16 protein-coding genes, 2 pseudogenes and 1 riboswitch are annotated in these 23,245 nt (G+C 36.8%); of the genes and pseudogenes, 2 read left to right on the top strand and 16 right to left on the bottom strand.

The genetic code is table 11. The features are described 5' to 3' along the window. Positions 1–32 precede the first annotated feature (32 nt). The 6 genes from LDX54_RS02910 to LDX54_RS02885 all read right to left on the bottom strand — a co-directional run bounded on the left by LDX54_RS02910 (position 33) and on the right by LDX54_RS02885 (position 8,864). On the bottom strand, positions 33–2,792 hold the full coding sequence (locus LDX54_RS02910) for a sigma 54-interacting transcriptional regulator (RefSeq protein ID WP_265666916.1): 2,760 nt from the start codon (positions 2,790–2,792) through the stop codon (positions 33–35). Positions 2,793–3,014: 222 nt separating this feature from the next. Next, complete coding sequence (locus tag LDX54_RS02905) at positions 3,015–4,211, bottom strand: MFS transporter (RefSeq protein WP_265666917.1); 1,197 nt, start codon at positions 4,209–4,211, stop codon at positions 3,015–3,017. Between the two features lie 6 nt (positions 4,212–4,217). Next, a complete protein-coding gene (locus LDX54_RS02900; RefSeq protein WP_265666918.1) occupies positions 4,218–5,660 on the bottom strand; it encodes an FAD-binding protein in 1,443 nt (480 codons plus the stop codon). A 12-nt stretch (positions 5,661–5,672) separates the two neighbouring features. Beyond that, entirely contained in the window at positions 5,673–6,407 is a 735-nt protein-coding gene (locus LDX54_RS02895) for an SDR family NAD(P)-dependent oxidoreductase (protein WP_187156403.1), read from the bottom strand. 1 nt (position 6,408) lies between these two features. Beyond that, the gene (locus tag LDX54_RS02890) at positions 6,409–7,896 is read right to left on the bottom strand and encodes an FAD-binding protein (RefSeq protein WP_265666919.1); all 1,488 of its coding nucleotides are present in this window, start codon (positions 7,894–7,896) and stop codon (positions 6,409–6,411) included. Positions 7,897–7,985: 89 nt separating this feature from the next. Beyond that, complete coding sequence (locus tag LDX54_RS02885) at positions 7,986–8,864, bottom strand: LysR family transcriptional regulator (RefSeq protein ID WP_265666920.1); 879 nt, start codon at positions 8,862–8,864, stop codon at positions 7,986–7,988. Between the two features lie 178 nt (positions 8,865–9,042). Between LDX54_RS02885 and udk the strand changes: the two genes are divergently transcribed. Then, on the top strand, positions 9,043–9,684 hold the full coding sequence (udk, locus tag LDX54_RS02880) for a uridine kinase (RefSeq protein WP_265666921.1): 642 nt from the start codon (positions 9,043–9,045) through the stop codon (positions 9,682–9,684). Positions 9,685–9,746: 62 nt separating this feature from the next. On the opposite strand, the pseudogene LDX54_RS02875 reads toward udk, so the two are convergent. From LDX54_RS02875 to LDX54_RS02865, 3 genes and pseudogenes are all read right to left on the bottom strand, one after another. Next, a pseudogene (locus LDX54_RS02875) lies at positions 9,747–11,150 on the bottom strand (IS3 family transposase). Between the two features lie 104 nt (positions 11,151–11,254). Beyond that, on the bottom strand, positions 11,255–11,833 hold the full coding sequence (locus LDX54_RS02870; RefSeq protein ID WP_046324486.1) for an ECF transporter S component: 579 nt from the start codon (positions 11,831–11,833) through the stop codon (positions 11,255–11,257). A 43-nt stretch (positions 11,834–11,876) separates the two neighbouring features. Further along, a riboswitch (TPP riboswitch) is annotated at positions 11,877–11,966 on the bottom strand. A gap of 75 nt (positions 11,967–12,041) precedes the next feature. Beyond that, positions 12,042–13,124: a M42 family peptidase gene (locus LDX54_RS02865; RefSeq protein ID WP_265666922.1), complete on the bottom strand. Its 1,083-nt coding sequence runs from the start codon at positions 13,122–13,124 to the stop codon at positions 12,042–12,044. A gap of 237 nt (positions 13,125–13,361) precedes the next feature. On the opposite strand from LDX54_RS02865, the gene hpt reads away from it, so the two are divergent. Beyond that, positions 13,362–13,931, top strand: a complete 570-nt coding sequence (hpt, locus tag LDX54_RS02860) for a hypoxanthine phosphoribosyltransferase (protein WP_046324484.1) — start codon at positions 13,362–13,364, stop codon at positions 13,929–13,931. A 53-nt stretch (positions 13,932–13,984) separates the two neighbouring features. Here the strand turns inward: hpt and LDX54_RS02855 are convergent. From LDX54_RS02855 to LDX54_RS02825, 7 genes and pseudogenes are all read right to left on the bottom strand, one after another. Further along, a pseudogene (locus LDX54_RS02855) lies at positions 13,985–15,378 on the bottom strand (IS3 family transposase). Between the two features lie 68 nt (positions 15,379–15,446). Continuing rightward, entirely contained in the window at positions 15,447–16,793 is a 1,347-nt protein-coding gene (locus LDX54_RS02850) for a hemolysin family protein (protein WP_265666923.1), read from the bottom strand. 90 nt (positions 16,794–16,883) lie between these two features. Further along, positions 16,884–17,540 (bottom strand): nitroreductase, encoded by a 657-nt coding sequence (locus LDX54_RS02845; protein WP_265666924.1) that lies wholly within the window; start codon positions 17,538–17,540, stop codon positions 16,884–16,886. A gap of 434 nt (positions 17,541–17,974) precedes the next feature. After that, on the bottom strand, positions 17,975–18,433 hold the full coding sequence (gene smpB / locus LDX54_RS02840; RefSeq protein ID WP_265666925.1) for an SsrA-binding protein SmpB: 459 nt from the start codon (positions 18,431–18,433) through the stop codon (positions 17,975–17,977). Between the two features lie 9 nt (positions 18,434–18,442). Continuing rightward, positions 18,443–20,767, bottom strand: a complete 2,325-nt coding sequence (gene rnr / locus LDX54_RS02835; RefSeq protein ID WP_265666926.1) for a ribonuclease R — start codon at positions 20,765–20,767, stop codon at positions 18,443–18,445. 74 nt (positions 20,768–20,841) lie between these two features. Next, entirely contained in the window at positions 20,842–21,075 is a 234-nt protein-coding gene (gene secG, locus LDX54_RS02830) for a preprotein translocase subunit SecG (RefSeq protein ID WP_046324479.1), read from the bottom strand. 68 nt (positions 21,076–21,143) lie between these two features. Continuing rightward, positions 21,144–23,204, bottom strand: a complete 2,061-nt coding sequence (locus tag LDX54_RS02825) for an LTA synthase family protein (RefSeq protein ID WP_265666927.1) — start codon at positions 23,202–23,204, stop codon at positions 21,144–21,146. Positions 23,205–23,245: the final 41 nt, after the last annotated feature.

Here is a 23,245-nt window from a genome sequence, read left to right as displayed (position 1 = left end):
CTTTGACAGTATTTTTAAATAATTTATTTCTGTCAAAAGTCTTCGGTATTTGTAATCTCCAAATTACTGTTTTGGGTATCAAAAATTAAATCATAAATGTATTTAATTTCAGTAATCGGAATTTTGATATTATATATCTTTTCTAATAGTCGCAGTGATCTTCTAATATTTTTTATAGTTTCCAAGCTTTGAGCTGTTTCCTTAAAATTATTGGGTGGTGTTTCTAACGTTTGGTTACGAATAATTCTTTCAATCATACAACTGATATGAACGAATAAGGCCATCATAGTTGTATTAGAAAGTGTTACGTTTAGATATTTGTCCATTAACTTAATACATGAATCAATATTTTTGATGACTTCTTTTGTATCTAAAATTGTTAATGAATTAATAACGCGTTCAATAGTAAAATTTCTTAGAATAGACTCATTAAAGTGATCAAGATCTTTATCAGACAAGATTCCCTTCAATATTCGTTTTAAAAATGATAGTTTTGATCCACTTACTAATTCTTCTAAGGAAATATAAGGAATATTGCAGTATTTTGGGTCCGCGGTTCCAATTACGACTAAAACGTTATATTTTCTCTTGAGAGCATTTTCTTGATCCTCTAATTTTAGCCAATTATAGGAGCACGACATTACTTGAACTTTACTTCTCAAAGGTAGACTTTCCTCAACCATTTTTTTAATTTTGTTTGCAGTGCCTACACCCGTTGTACAGCATACTAAAATTACATTTTGTTTAACCATCTTAGGATAAATAATCCGGTAATCATTATGAATTGTCTCATCCATTTTATTGATAATGGATTCAATAGGCTTTCTCTCTTTTATATAATTAGCTACAAATAAGGCTAACTGTGTGGAGACATTATTTAATATGACTACTGGAAAATTCAAGTCCATTTGCAGTAGTTCAGGAATTTTTTCTAAGGAACCCATATCCACCATTAGAATTAAGCCATTTACCACATGTCTGACATGGATATAGTTGGATACCTTTTTTGCTATCTCCTCCGGTAAAATATCAATTGGCATATCAAAAGAATCAAGTAACGGTTCACCGGCAATTTTATTAACAGTATCAGCAATACTGCTTGCTGTCGAATAACCATGAGCTAGAAGAATACAATGAACTAAGTTTGAACTCTTTTTTCTTTGTGCCCCACTTAGGTAAATAGCTAAAAATAATTTATCAACATCATCGGTATACAAGTTAAGCATATTATTTACGACATTTAGAATTGTATCTAAAACTTCACCTGTATAATTTACTTCATTAATTTCGCTAACAATTCTTTTTATTGTTTTACTTTGATCCTGTGATAATTGCCAATGTTTTTCCTGGCGAAAATAAAAATAATAAGAAATAGCTACAATAATATTGCCATTAAAATCATTTCGTAAATCATCTTGAAGATAACCAACTTCTTGATTAAGCATTTTTTTAATTAGATTAAGGGGTAATTCACCTTTGTCCATTGTTTTTTTCTTAAAAATAAGATAATCACACAAGTTATTTAATTTTGCAAAAGCCTTTGAGATAAAAGAATTATAAGAAACTTTGTCATATAAAGACAAAATTTCATTCATTGTCTTCTCTATGTAGTTAGTGCTTTCGTAATTATCAACAAAATCTTGAATTTTACTATTTGGCTTAATCAATATATTCTTTTTATTTAGAGACCAAATTTCTTTTGAGAAGGAAATACCAGATAATAAAATTTTCTGTGGTAAGTCTGCTAACTTAACATAAATATTATTTTGATCATTTTTTTCTGCTTTACTAAGAGCACTTGCAACAGAAAGCAAGACATCATTTTTTAATTGACCGATATTACTTTCATATTTAGTATTGGCCAAAGTTAAAAGCACGTGGTTATTAACATTGATATTTTTCTTTATTTTTTTTGCATGTAATATAAAGAAATATATTATTAAAGACCTAATCTCATTAGTTGTTCGATCAGAAAGTGGCGGCATTGTAATTTGAACTGGAATTCGACGAATAAAAGTGGCTAAGAAGCTACTCTTAATATCTTCTGTAGTAGCACAAATTAGTCTTACATTTAGCGATTTCTTTTTAGCTGCTTCACCTAATGGTGCTATTTTTCCGCTATCTAAATAAGAAAATAGTTTTTCCTGTCCTTTAGGATCCAATCTATGAACTTCATCAAGAAATAGCATGCCATTATTTGCTTCATCAAAAAGACCATTGTGGGCAGTTTCAGCACCCGTAAATGAACCTTTAGCATAGCCAAAAAGCGTACTAGTCAATAACTCTGGATTATCAGCATATTCTGCGCAATTAAAACTAACAAATTTACCATTTGAAGGTATATATCCTTCAGCTACGCAGTAATCAAAGAACTTTCTTGCTATGTAGCTTTTACCTGTTCCTGTTTGACCATTAATCAAAACGGGAAGTCTGCCTGGGTAGGATGCAGCTGCTTTTAGTTTCCTAATCTGACCATATAATGATTGATCATGTCCTATGACACTGGAAAATGTATCAGTTTTTCTTAAGCTTTTAGTTAAGTCCTCTATACTGTCATATTCTTGCTTTAATACTTTATTTGTAGTCTTTTTAAGGTTTTCTCGATCTAAAAAAATCACAGGTCTTGTTTTAATCTTAATAATTTTATTTTCATTGACTAACTGGTTAAGGTAATGACTAACTGTGTTCCTTTTAACTCCTAACTTATCAGCCAACTTAGAAGTTGAAAATTGTTTGATATCTTCATATTTTGCCTGATGTATTAAGTTAAACAGCTCTTGTTTTAAATTCATGACAACCCTCCTCCTTTACTATTAAAAGTTATGGTAACGGTTTTACAAAGTCCGTTCAAGAGGAAAAAATAAGTCTTTAAAACTATGATGAAAACTAAAAGACTAACTCCGATTGAATATCGAAAGTTAGTCCTTAGTTATAAGCGTCCTAATTTTAGGGTTCACATCACTATTGTCTGTTTTTGGTCTGCTAAATTTTGCAGTCAAAATTATTTATCTTTTTTATTGTTCTTTCACAGCTAAAACTAAATTCTTTTGAAATTTAACCACTAAACAAACTACGGCTAGCATTAGTGCCAGCAAACCGCTTAAAGAGAAAACATTAAAGCCTATATGACTGACTAAACTAGTCAAAGGATTAATTATCAGCGGACTAACGACCCCACCTACGGAATAAATTGCAACATAAATTCCTAGAGCCATTGAAACACTGTTATCATCAACAATTAAGGAAATCAAATAAGGAAATTGTCCCATTGCAATACTCATCGCTGCTCCTACTATAAAACTGCCAATAAAGACAATTAACAAAGAATGAAACAGACCAATTAATAAGTATGCAATGCCATAAAAACATAATGAAAGAGCAATTGAAGAGTAGCGAAGCCTTTTGCCAATTTTACCCACAAATAAGCCACAGATCATCCCACCAACAAGAGAAATAGTAGATGTTAGAGCTGCTTGTGCAGTGGCACCAAGATTTTCTCTCACTACAAACAAAGAGATATTATTATTTAAAACATTATTAAGTAACATTATCAAAAACGCCCAGAAGGCACTATAAAACACGAATTTGTTTAAATGAATTTTAGTATTACCTGCTTTAGTGTCATTCTGAGAAACGGTTCTGTTTTCAAAGGGCAGAAGAAGAAATACAATTAGCAGTATTAGCAGTGAAAACAAGTATATCCAGTAATTATTAATCCAGCTGCTTGAAGCTGCCAGTTGACCTCCGCCCATGATAAAGACCATGCCACCAATATTAATAAAAGTTGTAGATAACCCCATAGTAGATTCACGTTCACTTTGAGGCAGCAATTGTGCGATTAAAACTTGAGTTAAATTGGTGCAGGCTCCTTGACCTAAGCCCACTAAGCATGAACAAAAAAGTAAAAACGTAAAATTCGTGTGCAGCATTAGTGGCAATAACCCACCAATTGTGACCAAACAAATTGAAACAAGGGTCAACACTTTTAAATTAACTTTATTTGCTGTCAATTTACCAATGATTATTCCCGCAAGCATCATAAATAAATTTGGTAAAGATGTCAGCATTTGTACACTAGTATTATTAAGGGTAAAAAATTTAGCAATGGCAGCGTAAGATGGAGTAATAGCTAAAGATGCCATGCCAATCATACTAACCGCTAAGATACCTATACGAGTTTTTGAAACAGAAACTCTTTTAGCACTATTCATTGATATTTACCGGATCTTAGTAATACTTTGAACGGCATTTCTACCTGAAAATACAGCATACCCTGCTGTACTTCCTGGTAAAGTGACAGCGTAAGTATCACCAACAAGCATTCCTGCAGCATCATTGCCAACAGCATAAACTCCGGTAAGTGGATAACCATAGGAATTTAAAACGGCATTATTATTATCAACACGAATACCACCAATTGCACATGCCATACCAATACCCAATTCTACTGCATAATATGGACCATCTTTTAAAGCTGTCATGTATGCGGGAGCTTTACCAAAATCGGTATCAGTTCCTTTAGCCACTAAGTCATTATAACGCCCAATTGTTTGCGGCAAATTGGGCAAATTCAATTTTTCTGCTAATTCAGCCAGAGTGTCGGATTTGGTCAAGTACTTATCACCATTCTGTAAGTCACACGTAATTTCTTCTTGTAAATGTTCGAATTTTTCAGGTGAAACCGGTGAATTGCTTACTTCCTTGTAAAGACCGACATTAGTTAAATGGTCAACCGTTTCTTGATTAAGGATTGAAAAGGTTCTTGATTGGGTTAAAAGAGCGCTGCCGGCATGACACATGTTGTCATTGACATCTTCATTAACAAAGCGTTCACCTTGCTCATTCACCCATAAAATTGCCTCCTGAGTCGCTGCTGCTGCCAATTGTTCAGGCATATGAACAAAAGGTGGACGGGTTTTATCCAAAATGGCGCCGCCACCATATTGAATAGCACCCATTTGATAGTGTTCAGCTCCGGCCTGCCATGCTAGTTTCATACCGTCTCCGGTAGATTTGCCATCACTAACTGATAACAAGCGTTCAGTCGCAGGAGCCCGTTTCTTAATTAAATCAGGATTATCCACATAGCCGCCTGTAGCTAAAATTATGTTATTTGCAGTTAATTCTCTTAACTGTCCTGTAGCCTCATTTTTAATAACTAGACCACTGACATGACCATTATGTTGTAAAATTTTTTGCGCACTAATGCTAATCACAATTTCTACGCCAAGAGCTTTAGCTTTAGGTATTAACTTTGCAATCACAGCATGACCACCACCGGCAAAAGTGTGAATAGTAGGCCAGCTCTTGCCTTGAGGACCAACTTTACTAAACTCAACTCCAAGAGAATGAAGCCAGTCAATTACTGAACCACTTTGACTAATATATTTTCGTAAATGAGGGGCACTGGCTTCATAGTGCGAATAGTTCAGTTCATCTTGGAGCAATTGGGTAGGATCAATCTTAATGCCTTTTTCTTTTTGCAAAAAGCTGTCGACTCCCATTGCGCCTTCAACATAGTTGCCGTCACCGCCAAGTGTCCTGCCTTTTTCAATTACCAAGGTCTTAATACCCTGCTCGCCAGCACTGACAGCGGCTGCCAAACCGCTAAGGCCACCACCAACGATTATTAGGTTATATTCGGAATTTTTAGGAAACATGAATTTTTTCTCCTACTTCAAGCCGACTGAAACACCGCCATCGCTTAAAACGGTTTGGCCTGTCATAAATGTGGCTTCACTAGCTACAAAAACAAAGACTTTAGCAACTTCGGCAGCGGTTTCTGCCCTCTTCATTGGTACAGTCGGTAAAACTTTCTCCAAAAAGCCGCCTTCGTTAAGTGGGGTTTTAGTTAGGCCGGGAGCAACACTATTAACACGAATATTTTTATCAGCATAATCAATCGCCGCAGCTTGAGTCATACCAATAATGCCATTTTTGGCTGCATTATAAGCGCCCATACCACCAGGATTATAAATGCTGCCTAAAGCACTGGTATTGACGATTGAGCCATAACCTTGCTTTAAGAAAAGTTTGATTTCTTCGCGCATACATAAGAAGGTCCCACGCAAGTCCAAATTAATCGTATTATCAAAATCTTCATCAGTCAGTTCGGCAAATGGCTTCAAAACACCACCGCCGGCATTATTCATCACGTAATCAATCTTACCGTAATCGGAAACGATAGTTTGTAAACCGTTCTTGATACTGTTTTTATCCATGACGTTCAAAATCAAGCCGGTAATCTTACCGTTGTATTTCTCATTCATTTCAGCAGCAACATCCAATACTTTCTTGTTATAGTCAGTTAAAACGACATCACTACCTTGCTTGGCAAACTCTTCACTAATAGCGTAGCCAATACCCTGAGCAGCTCCAGTAACAACAGCAACTTTTCCTTCTAACAATTTACTTTTCCTCCTGATTTAAACTCTTAATTGCTTCTTCTGCAGCAATCCAGCCAGAGACAAAGGCAAAGCCATTAGCAATACCTTCATAACTGGGGTAGCCATCAGAATATAAACCGTTAACATTATTACCAACAATATATAAATCTTTTAGTGGAGTGCCATCTTCTTTTACCGGCTGACAGTTGCGGTCAACATTGACACCGTCTAACGTTCCTAAAATCGCACAATGTTCAATTATTGCGTAAAACGGTCCTTCTTGAACGTCAAACAATAATTCAGCAGCCGGCTTTAAGAAAGTGTCGTCCTCTTTCTGCTTAACGGCCTGGTTATAGGCATTGACACTCCTTGTGAGTGAAGAATAAGGCAGTTGTAACTTTTGGGCTATTTCTTCCAGGGTATCTGCTTTTACTACTTCACCCGTTTTAACCGCTTCGTCAAAGTCTGTTTGAATATTAGGTAAAGGCCCCACAGTTGTTCTAGGCGTTTGGCCCACATCACAGAACTGTCTTTCAAAAGTGTCTTCAAGATTAACCTCTTTTTGCTTAAAAGTGTCTAAAGTCTTTTGGTCCAGTAAAACGTAATACATACCATTAACGTTATGGGCAGCATTGCCCCACATAGCAAAATCATAAACAACGTCCTCGTTTACAAAACGATTAGCGGTCTGATCCAGCCACAGCAATGGTAAATTGGTTAGAGTTTCAACAGCACTATCTCTTTTCATAGGATTAATACTCATGCTCGGTGCACAGCCATGGGCAAAAAGAACTGGACGGTGACGACAATCTGCTCCTAATTTATGCGTTAATCTAATTCCCGTACCCGTAGATTTGCGCTCTCCCAGGTTCAAAAGTGCTTTAGTATCTGAGAAATTGGCTGTCATCATTTCCTGACTGCCGCAATAGCCGCCATCAGCAAATATTACTTTTTTAGCAGCAATTCTAATCTCTGCACCAGCTTTATTTTGGGCAATAACGGCTTTTAAGCCATTATCATATTCCAGATCGACGGCTGCAGTTTCCAACATTACCTTATTGCCAGCTGCGGTAAATTTATCCGGTAATTTATCCCAGTTAGTCATTTTCTCTTTAAAATTATTAAATTTATGGTAAACCAGTGGATCATTTAAGTGTGCTTTTTGTTCGCTTTGTTCCACAGTTACCGGTAAACCCATTTCTGCTAAACGATCGATATTGGCACCTGATTTTTTTAAAAATCGCGCCAATAGTTCACCATTAACAAAGAAGTGGTTGTAATCTGTTAATCCGTTAAAAGCTTCACGATAGCCATAATTTACGTGCCGCTTTTTTTGTTCAGTGGAATTAATAGCAAAAACTCCATGAGCACCAAATTTGCCGGCACCTCCGACTTTGTTACCTTTTTCTAAAAGTACAAATGGCACATGCTTTTGATAAAGCTCAAAGCAAGCTGAAATTCCAGCCGATCCTGAGCCAACAACTACGACATCAGTTGAAAAAGAATTCAATGTAACTTCACCCTTTCTGATATTTTGTGATTCTTATTACAATTGAATTCTATGTCATTTTTAATAAAAGCGCTAACACATAAAAGTTATTAGCGATAAGTTAAAGTTGTCACATGCTTAAGCATTTTGCTAAATTTAGTTGAAACCATTGGATTCATTGCTATTACCACATTAAAAGTTTTTTGCAATTGAACTGGCGATAAACGCTCAATATTATTGCAGTTTTGCGGTAAACTAAATGATTCCGGTACGATTGTGATGCCACCATTAAAGTTTACATTTAAACATCCAGCGGCAAAGCTGTTGACCTCAGACACTTCTTTATATTTCCAACCATTTTGACAGTAGATTTTAAGCATAGCAAGCTGAATATCAGTAATACCAGTTGATTTCCAGTTTTGCATATAAAGCATACTGTTCTCAGCGAGCTGCTGCTCATCCCCGTGATATTGTCTTAGTTCATCTTTATTTAGCAGTAAGTCAAAACTAGTTTTCCTAAAAGGTAGACAGTCTATTTTATTATTACCGGCAAAAGCTAAGTCAAAGCCAACCAGTATGTCATAATTACCATTAATCAATCTTTTGATGCAAGAATCAAAATTTTCTTCGTCAAAATTGGGCTGACAAATATCTGGTATTTTTGAAGCAAATAATGCAGCGTCATTTTCAAAGCCTTGCAAAAAATGTACACGTAACAGCTTCTCCGGGTTAGGATCCGGGTGGTGCCAAATTTCACTGTACAAATTAATAATTTCTACGCTGCGTTTATAAAAAACTTCTCCTACTGGCGTTAACGAGAATTTACCAGCAGAACGGTTAAGCAATTTTTGACCCAGCTCATCTTCTAATTTTTTAATAGCTGAACTGACAGCTGTTTCTGAAACATAGTTTCTCCTCGCTGCTGAAATAAAGCCGTGAGTTTGAACGACATCAACGAAATATTTTACCGGCATTAAGTTATAATTCATTTTGCACCTATGCTATTTAACACAAATTACTTTTTTCACATTTATCATATAAAAAATAAAGTCAATTTTAAACCGTATTCTATAGAAAAGAAGCATTAATTATCAAATATACCTTAACTGTTGGTAATTATGGCAAAAGTAAAGTAAAATGTTTAAGGATTAAAAAAGGAGTGGCATAATGTCTAGACTTGAAAAGCCTGTAGTGATTGGTATTACCGGTGGTTCAGGCAGCGGGAAAACTACCATTGCGCAAAAAATTGTTGCCCAAATGCAAGAGAATGAACACGTTTTGATTATGACTCAGGATTCATATTACAAAGATAATACCGGGATTCCTATGAGTGAAAGAAAGAACATCAACTATGATCACCCAGATGCTTTTGATGTTCCTTTGCTTAGAAAGCAGTTGCAAGACTTATTAAATTATCGGTCAGTCGAGATGCCGGTTTACGATTTTAAAGAACATACCCGAAGTCAAAAGACCATTCATACTGAGCCTGCCGATATCATTATTCTTGAAGGAATTTTAGTTTTAGCAAACCCAAAAATTCGTGATTTGATGGATATCAAAGTTTACGTTGACACAGATGACGATATTCGTTTTATTAGGCGTTTAGAACGTGATCTAAATGAGAGAGGCCGGTCCATTGACTCCGTAATTGAACAATATTTAAGCACAGTTAAGCCGATGTATCATCAATTTATTGAGCCTACCAAGCGCTATGCAGATATTATTGTTCCAGAAGGCGGTAAAAATGATGTGGCCATTGATATGCTTACAACTAAGGTACACTCAATTTTAAGTAAAAAAGAAAAATAAAAAATATGACCCCCGGAATTAAGACAATTTGAAGTGCAACTAAAAAGTTAGACATTTTAATATTACGCAAGACTCAATGCACGATTTCGATATTTGATCGGAGTCGTGTATTTTAGTTTGTTTGATCTTCTGATATGGTTGAACCAGTAAACGTAATCGCGCAGTACTGCCTGCATTTCTGCTAGTGAACTGATCTTAATGCGGTTGAGCTTCTCCCGTTTCATTAGGTTGAAGATGGTTTCGCCCGGTGCATTATCGTGGCAGTTACCCTTGCGCGACATGCTTTGCTTAATCTTCATTTGCCTTAATTTAGCTTGATAGCCGCTGTGGCGGTATTGAAAGCCCTGATCTGAATGCAAAATAGGCTGGGCTGTTTCAGGCAGTTTTTGCTTGAGCTCTGCCAGCATGTCATAAACCAGCCTCATGTTAGGCGAATAGCTGACTTGACAAGCCAGTATTTCCAGTGAGGCCTCATCAATGACCGGTGAAATATAAACCTTTTTGCCTGTGGTCATTGTATTCGGTAATATCCGTGTGTAAGACGTGGTAGGGTCTGGTTTCATTAAACCGCTGCTTTAAAATGTTTTCCTTGATTACGCCTGCAGGGCCCGCATAAGAACTGTAGCGTGCAGTGCGCCTGCTGTAGACTCTGGTCTTTAGTCCCAGCTGCCGCATCAGCTTGCGCACGGTATTGGGCGCATAGCTAAAGCCTTGATCTAAGAGTGCACCATGCATACGTCGATAACCGTAAGTCTCATCACTTTCTTGGTAGAAGATAGACTTGATTACGCCTTTAACAGCAGCGTATTTATCTAATCGGTTCAATCGGTGACTGCGGTTGTCGTAATAAGTTTTGCGGTTAAGGTGCAGCTTGGCAAGCAAAAGCTTTAACGGCACCTCAGGTCGCTCAGCCCGAATCTCCACGGCTATTCTGGTTTTTTGCCGGTTGGTGAGCGTGGATATCGGGCAGCCACTTTTTTTAGGATTAAGTTATCCAATTCTAAGTCGGCTTTTTGTGCCTCTAGCTCAGCGACCTGACGACGCAATTGTTCTACTTCGGTTAGCTTCTTAGTGGGTTTAAGCTTCTTCTGACGCTTCTTTTTAGTCATGGTTGGTGGTCTCCCCTTGGATTTTGGGAGCAGCCCAGAGTAGCCTGCAGCCTGATAAGCCGCCAGCCATTGTCTTACTACTGACCGCGAAAGATTAAAAACTGCGGCTACCCTGAGTACTCCCATGTGATGTTCATGATAGAAGCGTACCACATTTAGCTTGAATTCAGGCAAATAAGTTTGCCGGGTGTGAGTAACCTTTAAAGCGGCTAAGCCATGTTTGCGGGCACGTTCTGCCCAGGCCCTAATCTCGGTATGATCAATGCCGTATTCGCGTTCTAGTTTAGCTAAAGAGGTTTGGTGGGATAAGTATTTACTGCAAATTTCCATTTTCAAAGCAGTTGAATATTTAGTCATGAAAAAAGTGCTCCTAATAGTCAGATTAATGTCTAACTATTATGGAGCACTTCAATTTCGGGGGTCATATCATTACTTCAAGAGCAATACTCCTTTTTAAATATTTAAGCTATTTTTGGCTTTAATGCTTTATCAAATAAATTCGTAATCAACTTAACTAAAACGCCATCAAAAACCAAAGCAGAAATGATATTGGTAATAAGCATTACGATTTGCACTTGCATACTAAATTTGCTCCAGCCATATAAAATATATGAGGGAATAAAACAGCCAAATGAAGCAAAAAACGCACCAGTTAAGACGCTTTTCCAAGTGAAATTTTGATAACGTTCTTTTTTAGGGAAAAAGCCGATTTCATTAGTAGCGCCTTGAATAATTCCGGAAAGAATCGTAGTAGCGCCCCATTGACCACCTATGGCCATTTCAACCACAGAAGCTAATAATTCACCAATCGTACCGGATCCTGCAGTAGGAACAAAATACATCGCTAAAGGTCCAGCCATAAGCCATAAACCTGTAAAAACAGTATCAGTAACCGGTGCAAAACCTGTCGGCACCAGCAGCATTTTGATTAAATTAAAAGCCCAGTTAAAGCCATATGTATAAATGACTCCCATAATAATTCCAATTAATGCAATTAAAATAATCGACTTTACATTCCATTTTGAAGTTCTAGTAAACATAAAAAAATACTCCTAACTTTACATGTCAGTAGGAGTATCATTATTACCTAATTTTACACTTCCCTAACGCAGGTATTGTCCCGATCAGGTTCAGAGGGTATTTCTCAGCTTTTTGGCACCCCTAGTGACTGCTATTCAATTTTTACTATTATATCATACTTTAATTAAATTTGTTGCCTATTTTAGACGATTACTGTAGTTAATGCCATTAAAATTGACTAAAACTTGCCAACTTTTCTTTAGTTAAATCACGAATAATAGCAAGCGTCAAAGCAACAGAGGCTTTAAAATCTGAATAAGCACTAAAACAATAAGGAGAGTGTTCATAACGAACTGGAATACCAATCACAATGGTTGGTGCGCCATTTTCATAATAAATTGCTGCTCCATCTTGGCCACCGCCAGTGCGAACAGAACGAGTATACGGAATGTTATTCTTATCAGCTAAATCGCAGGCATACTGTTGAAATTTAGGATTAGGCAAAAACGAAGTATCCATGTCACGCAACATCGGTCCCCTTTTCAGTCCGGTTTGTGACAACCATTCTGGGGTAAAAGTATCATCTGCTGGACAAGACTCAAGCACGACTGCTACATCAGGCTTTACTGCACGCGCTGTCACATACGCTCCGCGCAGACCGACTTCTTCCTGGCTGGAAAGTGCTGCAACAACGTTAAATGCAGTTTGTTCATCTTTTAAATTGTCTAAAACGTCAGCCATAGCAGCAGCGCCAAAGCGGTCATCAAAATCTTTGCCGAAAAACAAACCAGACTTTTCATTGTATTCACATTTAACATCCACAAAAATAGGACAACCCGTATCGATTTGATAATCATTAATTGTTTCGGCACGTGAATTGGAACCAACATCAATTGACATATCGGCTACGTCCGGTACATTATTTTTTTCGGCTGCAGTCATAAAATGAGGTGGTTTAGTAGCCACAACACCGGGAACATATTCACCTGCACGATTTTTAATTTTTACACGCAGAGCAGGAATATTATATTTAACCCACCCGCCAAGGGGCACGAATTTAATCATGCCATTAGGACGGACAGCTTGGGTAATAAAGCCAACAGCATCTGAATGTGCATCCAGTTGAATCACTGGCCGACCTGGTTGGTTATCTTTTTTGCTGGCATACACATTGAGCATACCGTCAACCTTCACGTCAGCAAAATCTTGAACAGTATCGGTAAATAGTTTAACAAATTCTCCTTCAAAGCCAGAAGTAGAATTGGCATCAGAAAATGCCTTGAGCATTTTAATTTCTTGTTGTTTTTGCATTTTTTTACCTTTCACTAAAAATACTTATGCATTAATTTTACCAAAAACTGAGGTTACACGTTAAAAATTTAAGCAAATCGAGAATTATCTTACTGCTTTTAGCAATATAGCTACTTTTTGTACGTAATTGACTGCTAAAAAAGTGAAAATAGTTGAAAATGGTCTGTTTTTTTAGCAAAAAAATGATATAATCGAAATATTAGGAATTTAAATTGTTTTACAATGAAGGGTAGATAAATGCCAAAAAACGACAATATTAATAGTATTATTGATCATAAATTGTTTAGTGAAGAGGACATTCACCAAATGTGTGTTAAGTTAGGAAAGCAGCTTACCAATGATTATGCTGGTAAGAAACCGTTAATCGTTGGTGCTCTCAAAGGTGCTGTTTTCTTTTTAACTGATTTGGTTAGAGAAATGGACGTCAAAGCTGAAATTGATTTTCTCGATGTCTCAAGCTACGGTAATGAAATGGAGTCTTCCGGGAAAGTTAAGCTAGTTTCTGATTTAGCATCTGATGTGAAAGATCGTGATGTTTTAATCGTGGAAGATATTGTTGACACTGGTCTGACTTTAGATTTTATGAAAAAGTTGCTTGAAAAACGGGGAGCAAAAAGCGTTAAATGTTGCGTTTTACTTAACAAGGAAGCAAATCGTAACGTCGATGTTGATGTCGAGTATTATGGTTCAAAGGTTGGTAACGAGTTTGTAGTAGGCTACGGACTTGATTTCATGAATTATTATCGTAACCTACGTTATATTGGTGTATTAAAGCCCGAAATTATTAAACTGGTTAATAATAAATAAAAGAGTTGTCTTGATGATGTGAACCCTAAAATTAGGACACTTTATATTAGCTGCTAACTGAGGACTAACTTTCGATATTCAAGCGGAGTTAGTCCTTTTAGTTTAATTTTGATTCTTTTCTGATTGTAATACTCAATGTAGTCTCTAATCGCATCTTCCAGTTCAGTGAGATTCTTAAAGTGCTTTTCAAAGCCATAAAACATTTCTCGCTTGAGTATCCCGAAGAAGCCTTCCATTAGCCCATCATCAAGCGAATTGCCCTTGCGTGACATTGATTGGCTAATGCCATGATTTTTGAGCCACGCTTGAAACTGACCATTTTGGTATTGCCAGCCTTGGTCTGTGTGAAAGATCAAACCATTCAGTGCCGGATGTTTGCGCCAAGCTTGCCTTAACATGTCCATGGTCTGCTTAAGATTAGGGCTGCGGGAAATAGTATAGGAAACAATCTCTTGGGTGCAGCCATCAATGATCGGTGATAAATAGGTCTTTTGCCCCTTGAGCTTAAACTCCGTCACATCTGAATACCATTTGTGATTGGGATAAACCGCACTGAAGCTGCGTTTAATCAGGTCAGGCTTAATCGGACCCTGAGTGCCGCGATAGCTGCTGTATTTGTGCCAGCGTTTACTGACTATGCCAAACAATTTCAGCTTGTTCATTAGGCGCTGCACCTTTTATGATTGACTAATAAACCGCGACGCCTAAGCTCTGCAGTAATGCGGCGATAGCCATAGCGGTGCTTGTGTTCTTCATAGATAGCTTTGATTTCAGCCATTATTTCTCGATTGTCCCGCTCTTTGTCCTTCTTCTTTAAAGTGTAGTAATAATTACTGCGGGATAGATGGGGCAGATTGGGATTGGCATTAATGGCATCAAGAATAAAAGTTACGCTGACTTTAAGCTCGCGTCTTAGTTGGGTAACTGCCTGGGCTATTTCCGCGGCTTGCGGTTCTTGGTCCGCTGGTCGACTAAGACGCTCAATTTTTTTACGAATTCGTTCTCGATTTTCAGCTTCAAGTTCTGCTGGCGTAAGCGTTCGTTTTCTTGCTTGAGCCGATGATTTTCCTGTTTGATCAGCTGTTCTCTTTTGGTCATGGGGCGGTCGTCCTCTCTGCTTGTTAACGATATTATACCCATTTTTACGGTATTCGCGCAGCCAGTTGTACAACATGCCACTACTTTTTAAGCCCAAGTCAATAGATACTCGACGGGCAGTCTCATGTTCAACTATGATTCGCCTAAGGGCCTGCTCCTTAAAATTACTTGTATAAGTAGTGAAAGGCTGATCTAAAATAGCTAGACCGTGACGGCCAATTAAAGCTAACAAGTAATTAATATTAGATCTGCCAACCCGATAACGCTGACTTAACTCAGCAGGGCTTATTTGATAATCGTGCCAAAGATGATAGATTTCAATTTTATCTTGTTTAGATAATTTAGACATAAAAATGACCCCCAAATTTGTCCTAAATTTGGGGGTCATATCATGAGGACAACTCTTTTTAAATGCCTTTATTCTTCTTGAGACTCTTTTGCTTTTTCGTTAATATTTTTAACGATAAACCAGCGCATGAAACCCTGTTCAATATCATCCAGCTTAAATTCAAAGCCCTCTAATTTAACTTTTTCGCCCTTTTTTAAGTCTGGATAGTGTTCCATCATATAGCCACCAATGGTGATAATATCACTATCTTGGAAACTTTTTAAGTCAGTTTTAAAATATCTGGCAAAATCATATAGGGTCGTTTTGCCAGATACATGAATATTACCTTGCTCGTCTCTAATAATATAATCATCAGAAACGTCATCTATTTCATCTTTAACCGTACCGAATAGTTCCTCATAGATATCCTTATCAGTAACTATTCCACTAGTGCCACCATATTCATCCACCACCAAAACGATTGGCGTGTGCTTTTTAATCATTAACTGCAAAATATCTTGGATAGGCATGGATTCAGGTACTGTAATCATTGTTCTAATAATACGTGTAACTGGCACCTTGTCGTCAATCTGGCTCTGTTGAATAACATCAAAGGCATAGATGTAACCAACAATATCATCTTTGTTATTATCCCGAACAACCGGAATTCTACTTGAACCTTCATCCAAGTACAACTTAAGAGCTTGCCTGATAGAATCAGTCGAATTGATAACCACTAACCGCGTTCTATCCGTCATAATATCTTTGGCTATTTTATCATTCAGCTCAAAAGCACGTTTCATATATGTCAGATCATTTTTATCAAGCGAACCACCATGAACTGCTTTCCGCGATAATTTAATGATTTCTGATTGCGAGTAAACCTGATTTTCTTCATCAGCCGGCTCAAAACCCAGCATTTTAAGTAACCCATTTGAACTGGCATTAAGCAGCCACACAAAGGGATAAACCAAGGTATGGAAAAGCTGCAAAGGGGTCACAATTTTAAGCAAGATTTTTACTGGCATGTCAATCGCAATATTCTTAGGTACAATTTCTGTTACTACAACTTCTAAATAAGTTAACAAAATTACACCTAAAATCGCACTTAGTGAACGAATTACCGCATGATTAAGTTCTAATAAATTAAATGCTCTTTCAAATATTGCAGCCAAAGTATCCGCTGAAAACCAGCCCAAAACTACACCAACTAAAGTAGTTCCAACCTGTGTCGTTGAAAGGTATTCATTTAAATTATGAGTCATGTGCAAAGCGCGCTTTACTTTGCGATGGTTGCCAATTTTATTAGACAACATATCTTCAAGCTGGCTGGGCCTGGTTTGAACCAAAGCAAATTCTGCAGCAACAAAGAATGATGCAAAAACAAAAATAACTAAAGTTGCTATTAAATTAGTAACTATTTGGGCTGTACTCAAAATCTATATCATCCTTATCAGTATAACCGTGAAAATTTCCTATTAAACATTTTATCATTAATAGCGCTTTATTTAAATTGAAGTACTTGTCTATTTAACTAATTTATATATTTTTTTGAATGGCAGACGATCAGGATAAAATTTGGGATCATTAACCTCAGCTGCATTATCTTGATATCCTAACCCAATTGCCATACCAATAAGCTCATCTTCTGGAATTTTGCCATATTTACGCACTAAATCGGGATAAGACACCATTGAGTGCGCCGGCATAATTGATAATCCAGCATTAAGCGCCAGCAACATGATACTTTGAGAAAAAATCCCTAGATCATAAACTGACCAAATGGGGGAATTTCTAGGAATCGTAAGAAATGCCACATCTTGAGCATTAAACATGTTGTTATTTGATTCTGTAAATAAGTCCATTTTATTATTGAAAAAATATGGTTGTGAAGCTCCAACTGCAGCCATATTTTGACTGGGATATGAATCCCAATTAAGTGACAGCATTTTGACAAAATCTTCATGAGGCTCAATATTGTTCTTTATTTGAGATTTGACCTCTTTTTTTAAACCAGCAAGTGCATCACCAGTTAACATATATACCTTCCAAGGTTGCGAGTTAAGCAGTGACGGGGATAATTGTGCCCTTTCAATAATATTAGCAAGTAACTTTTCGTTAACTTTTCTATTAGTAAACTTGCGAGTAACTCGTTCATGGTTATAAACTTTATCAAATTCCATTACGACTCAAATCCTTACATACAAATAGCATTATCAAACACTCTACTTATTAAACAAAATCTCTCTAAAATTTTAAAAACAGGTAGAACTAATCAAAAACACTCGTTTTTTGCGATACTCACTTGTTTACACTTTATATAAAGCTATAAATTAAAGTATTACTATCTAATAAATTCAATCATATAAACATTAATTATATTAATAAATTATACACAATATTGCAAAAGTATTCAGTAAGATTAACAAAATATTTCTAGTAAATTGTTCTAAGAACAACTTTTGTTTAAAACATAAAATTTTTCGTGCTGCTTTTACACTATATAAGTATTACTTAATTATATATAAATGAATAAGCAAAGTGTTGATAAGTTGCTAATTTTAAAACAAATGCATAATTAAAAAACAGTTCAACTAGAAAACTAATTAAACCGTCCTTAAATTTTATATTGCCTGCGTAATTCACGCTCTTGATCGCGCTTCTTAATGCTCTCGCGCTTATCATATTTTTTCTTTCCTTGGCCAACACCAATAAGAACTTTGGCAAAACCATGTTTAAGATAAACCTTCAAAGGGATAATTGCAATCCCCCGCGTAGATTGGTCTTTAGCAAGTCGTTGAAGCTGCTTTTTATGCAAAAGTAATCTTCTTGAACGAAGAGGTTCATGGTTATAACGATTACCTTGTTTATATTCACTAATATGGACATTCTCCAGAAAAGCCGAACCATTTATAACTTGTACATAGCCATCGCGCAAGTTAATACGTCTTGCCCGCACGGATTTAATTTCTGTACCTGTTAAGGCAATACCGGCTTCATATGTGTCCTTAATAAAATAGTCATGATGTGCTTTTTTATTCAGAGCAATTAAATTCTCATTTTTTTCTTTTTTCAATTTTTCAACCTAATGTTTATATCTACTTAAATGTGGATGATTGCCATTTTTTTGAAAATTGTTACGGTAATGTCCTTTATGTGCGTGATCATTGCGAAAGCCCCGATTGCCCCGCCTTTCAGTTTTAACGCCGCGATTATTATGAGGCTTTTTAGGGGCATTGGGATCATAAATTTCAAAGTCAAGTTGATGTTGTTCAACATTGGCATTTGTCAAAGTAACCTTAAGCGGCATCCCTACGTGGAACTGTTTATGAGTCCCACGACCAGTTAATGTCATGCTTTTTTCATTATAATTGTAAAAATCATCTGTTAAATTGGAAATGTGAATAAGACCCTCTACAGTGTTTGGAAGTTGAATAAACATACCAAAACTGGTAACGGATGACACTACAGCATCAAAGTGATCACCCACTTTATCAGCCATAAATTCGGTCATCTTTAGATCATTAACTTCTCTTTCAGTATCAACGGAAACTCGTTCCTGAGTTGAAGTTTGATCAGCTACATCTGGCAAATAGCTTGCAAAATGATCCTGCGTTTTCTTGTCAGTCCCTTTTTCACTGTAAGCATGAATCATTCTGTGAACCATCAGATCCGAATACCTTCTGATTGGCGAAGTAAAGTGGGTATAAAACTTAGCTGCCAAACCAAAGTGTCCTAAAGGTTCTTCTGAATAATGTGCCTGCTTCAAGCTGCGCAGCATCATCATTTGGACTACGGCTTCTTCCGGAGTACCAGTAGTTTTAGCAACTACTTTTTGTAAATCAATTGGTTTAACATGGTTTGGATCAGCTGTAATATGTAAGCCAAATGCACTGCAAAACTCAAAGAAGCTCTTAATCCGCTCACCATCAGGAGTTTCATGCACGCGGTATAAAAACGGGACATGCTTACGATAAAAATCTTCCGCAACAGTTTCATTAGCCAGCAGCATGAAGGATTCAATCATCTTTTCAGCTATTCCGCGATCGTGTAACACAATATCCGTTGGTTTACCCTGATCATCCACAATAATCTTTGCTTCAGGTTCTTCAAAGTCAATTGCACCACGTTGATGCCTCTGCTGGTATAAAATATTGTGCAGTTCAGCCATATCCTGCAGCATAGGAGCAAGCTTAACATATTTTTCTTCAAGCTCTTCATGATTATCAGGATCTAAAACTTTATTAACATTGTTATATGTCATCCGGCCATGTGATCTCATTACCGAAGGATGAATACGATAATTAACCCTCTGTCCTTCCGGGGAAATTTCCATTTCACAGGATAATACTAAACGATCTTGACCTTCGTTGAGGGAGCATATGCCATTTGAAAGCCTAAAAGGCAACATTGGAATAACACGATCAACTAAATAAGTACTGTTGCCTCTGGTAAAAGCTTCCTTATCCAAAGGAGAATTTTCTGTCACATAATGAGCAACATCAGCAATATGAACACCTAAATGATAGTTACCGTTAGGCAATTTCCATAACACGACTGCATCATCAAAGTCTTTAGAATCTTCACCATCAATTGTAACAGCAGGCTGGTCCCTAATATCCTCACGGTTTGCCATTTCAGCTTCAGTTACGTGATCCGGAATGGCGTTAGATTGAGCAAGGGCATCATCGGACCATTCAGTTCTAACGTCATGCTCTGAAACGATTGCCATAATGTCAACGCCCGGCAAATTTTTGTTACCAATAACATTGGTAACTACACCAGTCATTGAATCAGGATTGTTCTTGTCAGGATAACTAGCAATAGCTACTTTAACAATGTCCTGCTTTTGCGGCTGTAAACCGTCTTGGCTGATATAAACCCGATAATTAGCCAGCTTTTTATTTGAACTTAAAACATAACCAATAAAATGACTAATTTTCACTTGGGCATCGGTCATTGGATAAAATTCACCCACAAGTGTCTTGGTCCCCCGCTCAAGAATTTGCTCCACTTGACCTTCAGGGCCTTTACCATTCCAGGGATTGCCACCTGCAGTAATTTTAACCTTCACACTGTCTCCGTCAACAGCGTATTCAGTATAGTCGCGGGCAATAAAAATATCATCAGCATCTTCATCATCAAGTTTGACGAAGCCAAAGCCTTTGCTATTTGCTTTAAAAATACCTTCGACTTCAGTATTTTCCTGTGCTAATTGGTAGTGACCCTTACCATCAGTAATTATTTTCTTTTTTTGCTCTAAATAAGATAGTGCTTTGACCATATCAGAAAAACTGCCAAGTCTGTCTCGGCGTAACATACGGTCAATTTGTTCTACTTGATACTGTTTTTTAGGATTACGACGAAAAATCTCTAAAACATTAGCTAAAATGCTCTCGTTTTGTGCCATGCACTTTTAACTCCATTTCATTATTAAAAAGATAAAAAAAGTCCTCCCATCACTTGATCGGGAGGAACCATTAGTTATTTTGAAGACAAATAAGCTAATACAATAGCAAAAGCGAAAAAGAGAACCAATAAAACAGAGGTTACTTTTTCCATAAATGCCTCAAAACCACGTTTCTTCGTTTGACCACTAAAAACTGCACCGCCAGAGAGTGCATTCAATGCATCTTGCTGCTTTTGCGGCTGCATCATTGTCGCAATAATGATTAAGATTGAAACAATAATTAGTAGCGTCATAAATAAATTGTACAATGCGCTGCCTCCAATATACAGATACGTTACTGGTAAATTTTAGCACAAAATAGATTTAATTTCGAGTTTTATTTTTCGAGCTCTGGAGCATCAGTTTTAAATTTATTTTGTGTTGTTTTCCGGTGGTTTTTATACCACAGAGAAGTCTTATTTTTTGAATATAGTTTTTTTAGAGCCTTTTGTTCATTATAGTCGTAATCTTGCGGTTTGACCTTTTTAAACCATTTAGGATGGTAAAAGCGTAACAGATTGCCGGCGATAACACGGTCAGATAATGAAAGCTGCGTTGTTACTTTGTTTGATATTGCCACCAATTCAGTCTTTAATTTTTTATCTGGCTTAATTATTTCTGCACCTGTCTTAGTATCATAATAGGTACTACCAACTTTAGCATATAAGGGCGTGATGAAGTCACCGTTACGTTGTGCAACTATCTGTGGTGCATTTTTACTTAACAAATCATGACCAAACTGAATCGTTTTCTGGTTCTTAATTCCAAGCAAATTAAGCAGTGTAGGTAGTACATCAATTTCACCACCATAGGTTTTTTTGATGCCTCCCTTCAGGCCCTTCATATGAAACATTAATGGAACCCGTTGGAACTTTAAATTATCGAAATTAGTAAATTCATCTTGGTTAAGAAGTTCTGCGCTAGCCTTGTGGTGATTACCAGAAATACCATAATGATCGCCATAAAAGACCAGCAAAGTGTTTTTAGCTAAACCTGTTTTTTGCAGCCACCGCATTAACTGACCAATCGCCTGGTCGAGATAATGGGCAGTTTGAACGTAACCATCAACCGTTTCATCACCAGTTTCAGTCTTAGCAATTGACTGATTTTTCTTATCTAAATCATAAGGATAATGATTGGTGACCGTTATTAATTTAAGATAAAAGGGTTGCGGCAAACGTTCGATATATTTAATAGACTGGGAGAAGAAAATCTTATCTTTTAAACCATAGCCGATGTAATATTTGGGCTTATTCTGATAATAAGAAAGCGGCATGAAGTACTCATAACCAAATTGTTTATAAGCATTATTACGATTCCAAAAAGAACCGGCGCCGCCGTGCATAACCGCCGTAGTGTATCCACCTTGCTGACTTAAAATTGCAGGGGCGCTCTCAAACGTATTTGAAGTACCATAACTGGACATTGCTGAACCAGACTGTAAACCAAAAAGAGAATTTTCCAGCATCATTTCAGCATCCGATGTTTTTCCTTGTCCAACTTGATTGTAAAAATTGGAGAAGCTAAGCGTATTCTTGGCGTGATAGAGTTTATTTAAATTAGGGGTGACCTCTTTGCCTTTCCATTTGTACCCTATTAAAAATTGCTGGAAGCTCTCAAGGTGAATAACCATTACGTTTTTGCCCTTGGCTACTCCGGTATATGCACTATTGGGTTTGACATAATTAAGCTTCAAGTACTTTTTGACTGCTTGCAAATCAGAAACATTTGCCTTAGCCATTTGTTCACTTGTTTGTGCAGTCTTAAAAGCATCATAAACGGCATATTCATTCATACCCAAATATTTAACAATGTAACTGTTGTCAAAAGTTCTCGTCAATAGCCCTGGACGGTCTTTTTGGGCCATCATCAAATTGATCCCTATCAGCAGAACTGCGATACCTTCAAGCAAAAGATTAAATTTAAGCTTTAATGGGCGTAAATCGTACTTAACTATCTTGCTAACCATCAAAATAATGACAAAAGCAATATCAATAAAAGTTAAAAAATCAGTTGCTCGGGTAATCCCTACAATACTTTTACCTAAATTATCCGCGGTTGAACCGGAAGTTTTAATAATTGATAACGACAAAAAATTAGAAAATTCACGATAATAAAGGATGTTGGCAAATAACCATAAACTGAGTACCAAATCAGTTGCAATCAGAATCCAATATGATTTTCTGCCTTTAAAGAAAAGACTAATGCCTAATAATAGCAAACCCGCTGGTAAAGGATTTAAAAACAACAGAAAATTCTGCATTGCTCCTTCAGCACCGAGATTAAATTTTGTCAGATAAATAACGTAAGTCTTTAACCAAAAGGTCACTAAAACAATAGTAAAAAAGCCTAGTTTGGTTTGTGTCAGCCATTGTAGAAAAGACTTGATCCGTGTCATCTTATTCTCCTCTCACTAAGCTTATATCTTACCCTTAACTG

The organism is Lactobacillus sp. IBH004, from assembly GCF_026185255.2.
Lineage (GTDB): Bacteria > Bacillota > Bacilli > Lactobacillales > Lactobacillaceae > Lactobacillus > Lactobacillus melliventris.
The sequence above is the reverse complement of the archived record's forward strand: the minus strand, read 5'-3'. Positions and strand labels throughout refer to the sequence as shown.

Bases quoted from the DNA above. Each gene is read 5' to 3' on its own strand.
- LDX54_RS02910 (WP_265666916.1), bottom strand. From the start codon at position 2,792: ATGAATTTAAAACAAGAGCTGTTTAACTTAATACATCAGGCAAAATAT.
- LDX54_RS02905 (WP_265666917.1), bottom strand. From the start codon at position 4,211: ATGAATAGTGCTAAAAGAGTTTCTGTTTCAAAAACTCGTATAGGTATC.
- LDX54_RS02900 (WP_265666918.1), bottom strand. From the start codon at position 5,660: ATGTTTCCTAAAAATTCCGAATATAACCTAATAATCGTTGGTGGTGGC.
- LDX54_RS02885 (WP_265666920.1), bottom strand. From the start codon at position 8,864: ATGAATTATAACTTAATGCCGGTAAAATATTTCGTTGATGTCGTTCAA.
- udk (WP_265666921.1), top strand. From the start codon at position 9,043: ATGTCTAGACTTGAAAAGCCTGTAGTGATTGGTATTACCGGTGGTTCA.
- LDX54_RS02870 (WP_046324486.1), bottom strand. From the start codon at position 11,833: ATGTTTACTAGAACTTCAAAATGGAATGTAAAGTCGATTATTTTAATT.
- LDX54_RS02865 (WP_265666922.1), bottom strand. From the start codon at position 13,124: ATGCAAAAACAACAAGAAATTAAAATGCTCAAGGCATTTTCTGATGCC.
- hpt (WP_046324484.1), top strand. From the start codon at position 13,362: ATGCCAAAAAACGACAATATTAATAGTATTATTGATCATAAATTGTTT.
- LDX54_RS02845 (WP_265666924.1), bottom strand. From the start codon at position 17,540: ATGGAATTTGATAAAGTTTATAACCATGAACGAGTTACTCGCAAGTTT.
- rnr (WP_265666926.1), bottom strand. From the start codon at position 20,767: ATGGCACAAAACGAGAGCATTTTAGCTAATGTTTTAGAGATTTTTCGT.
- LDX54_RS02825 (WP_265666927.1), bottom strand. From the start codon at position 23,204: ATGACACGGATCAAGTCTTTTCTACAATGGCTGACACAAACCAAACTA.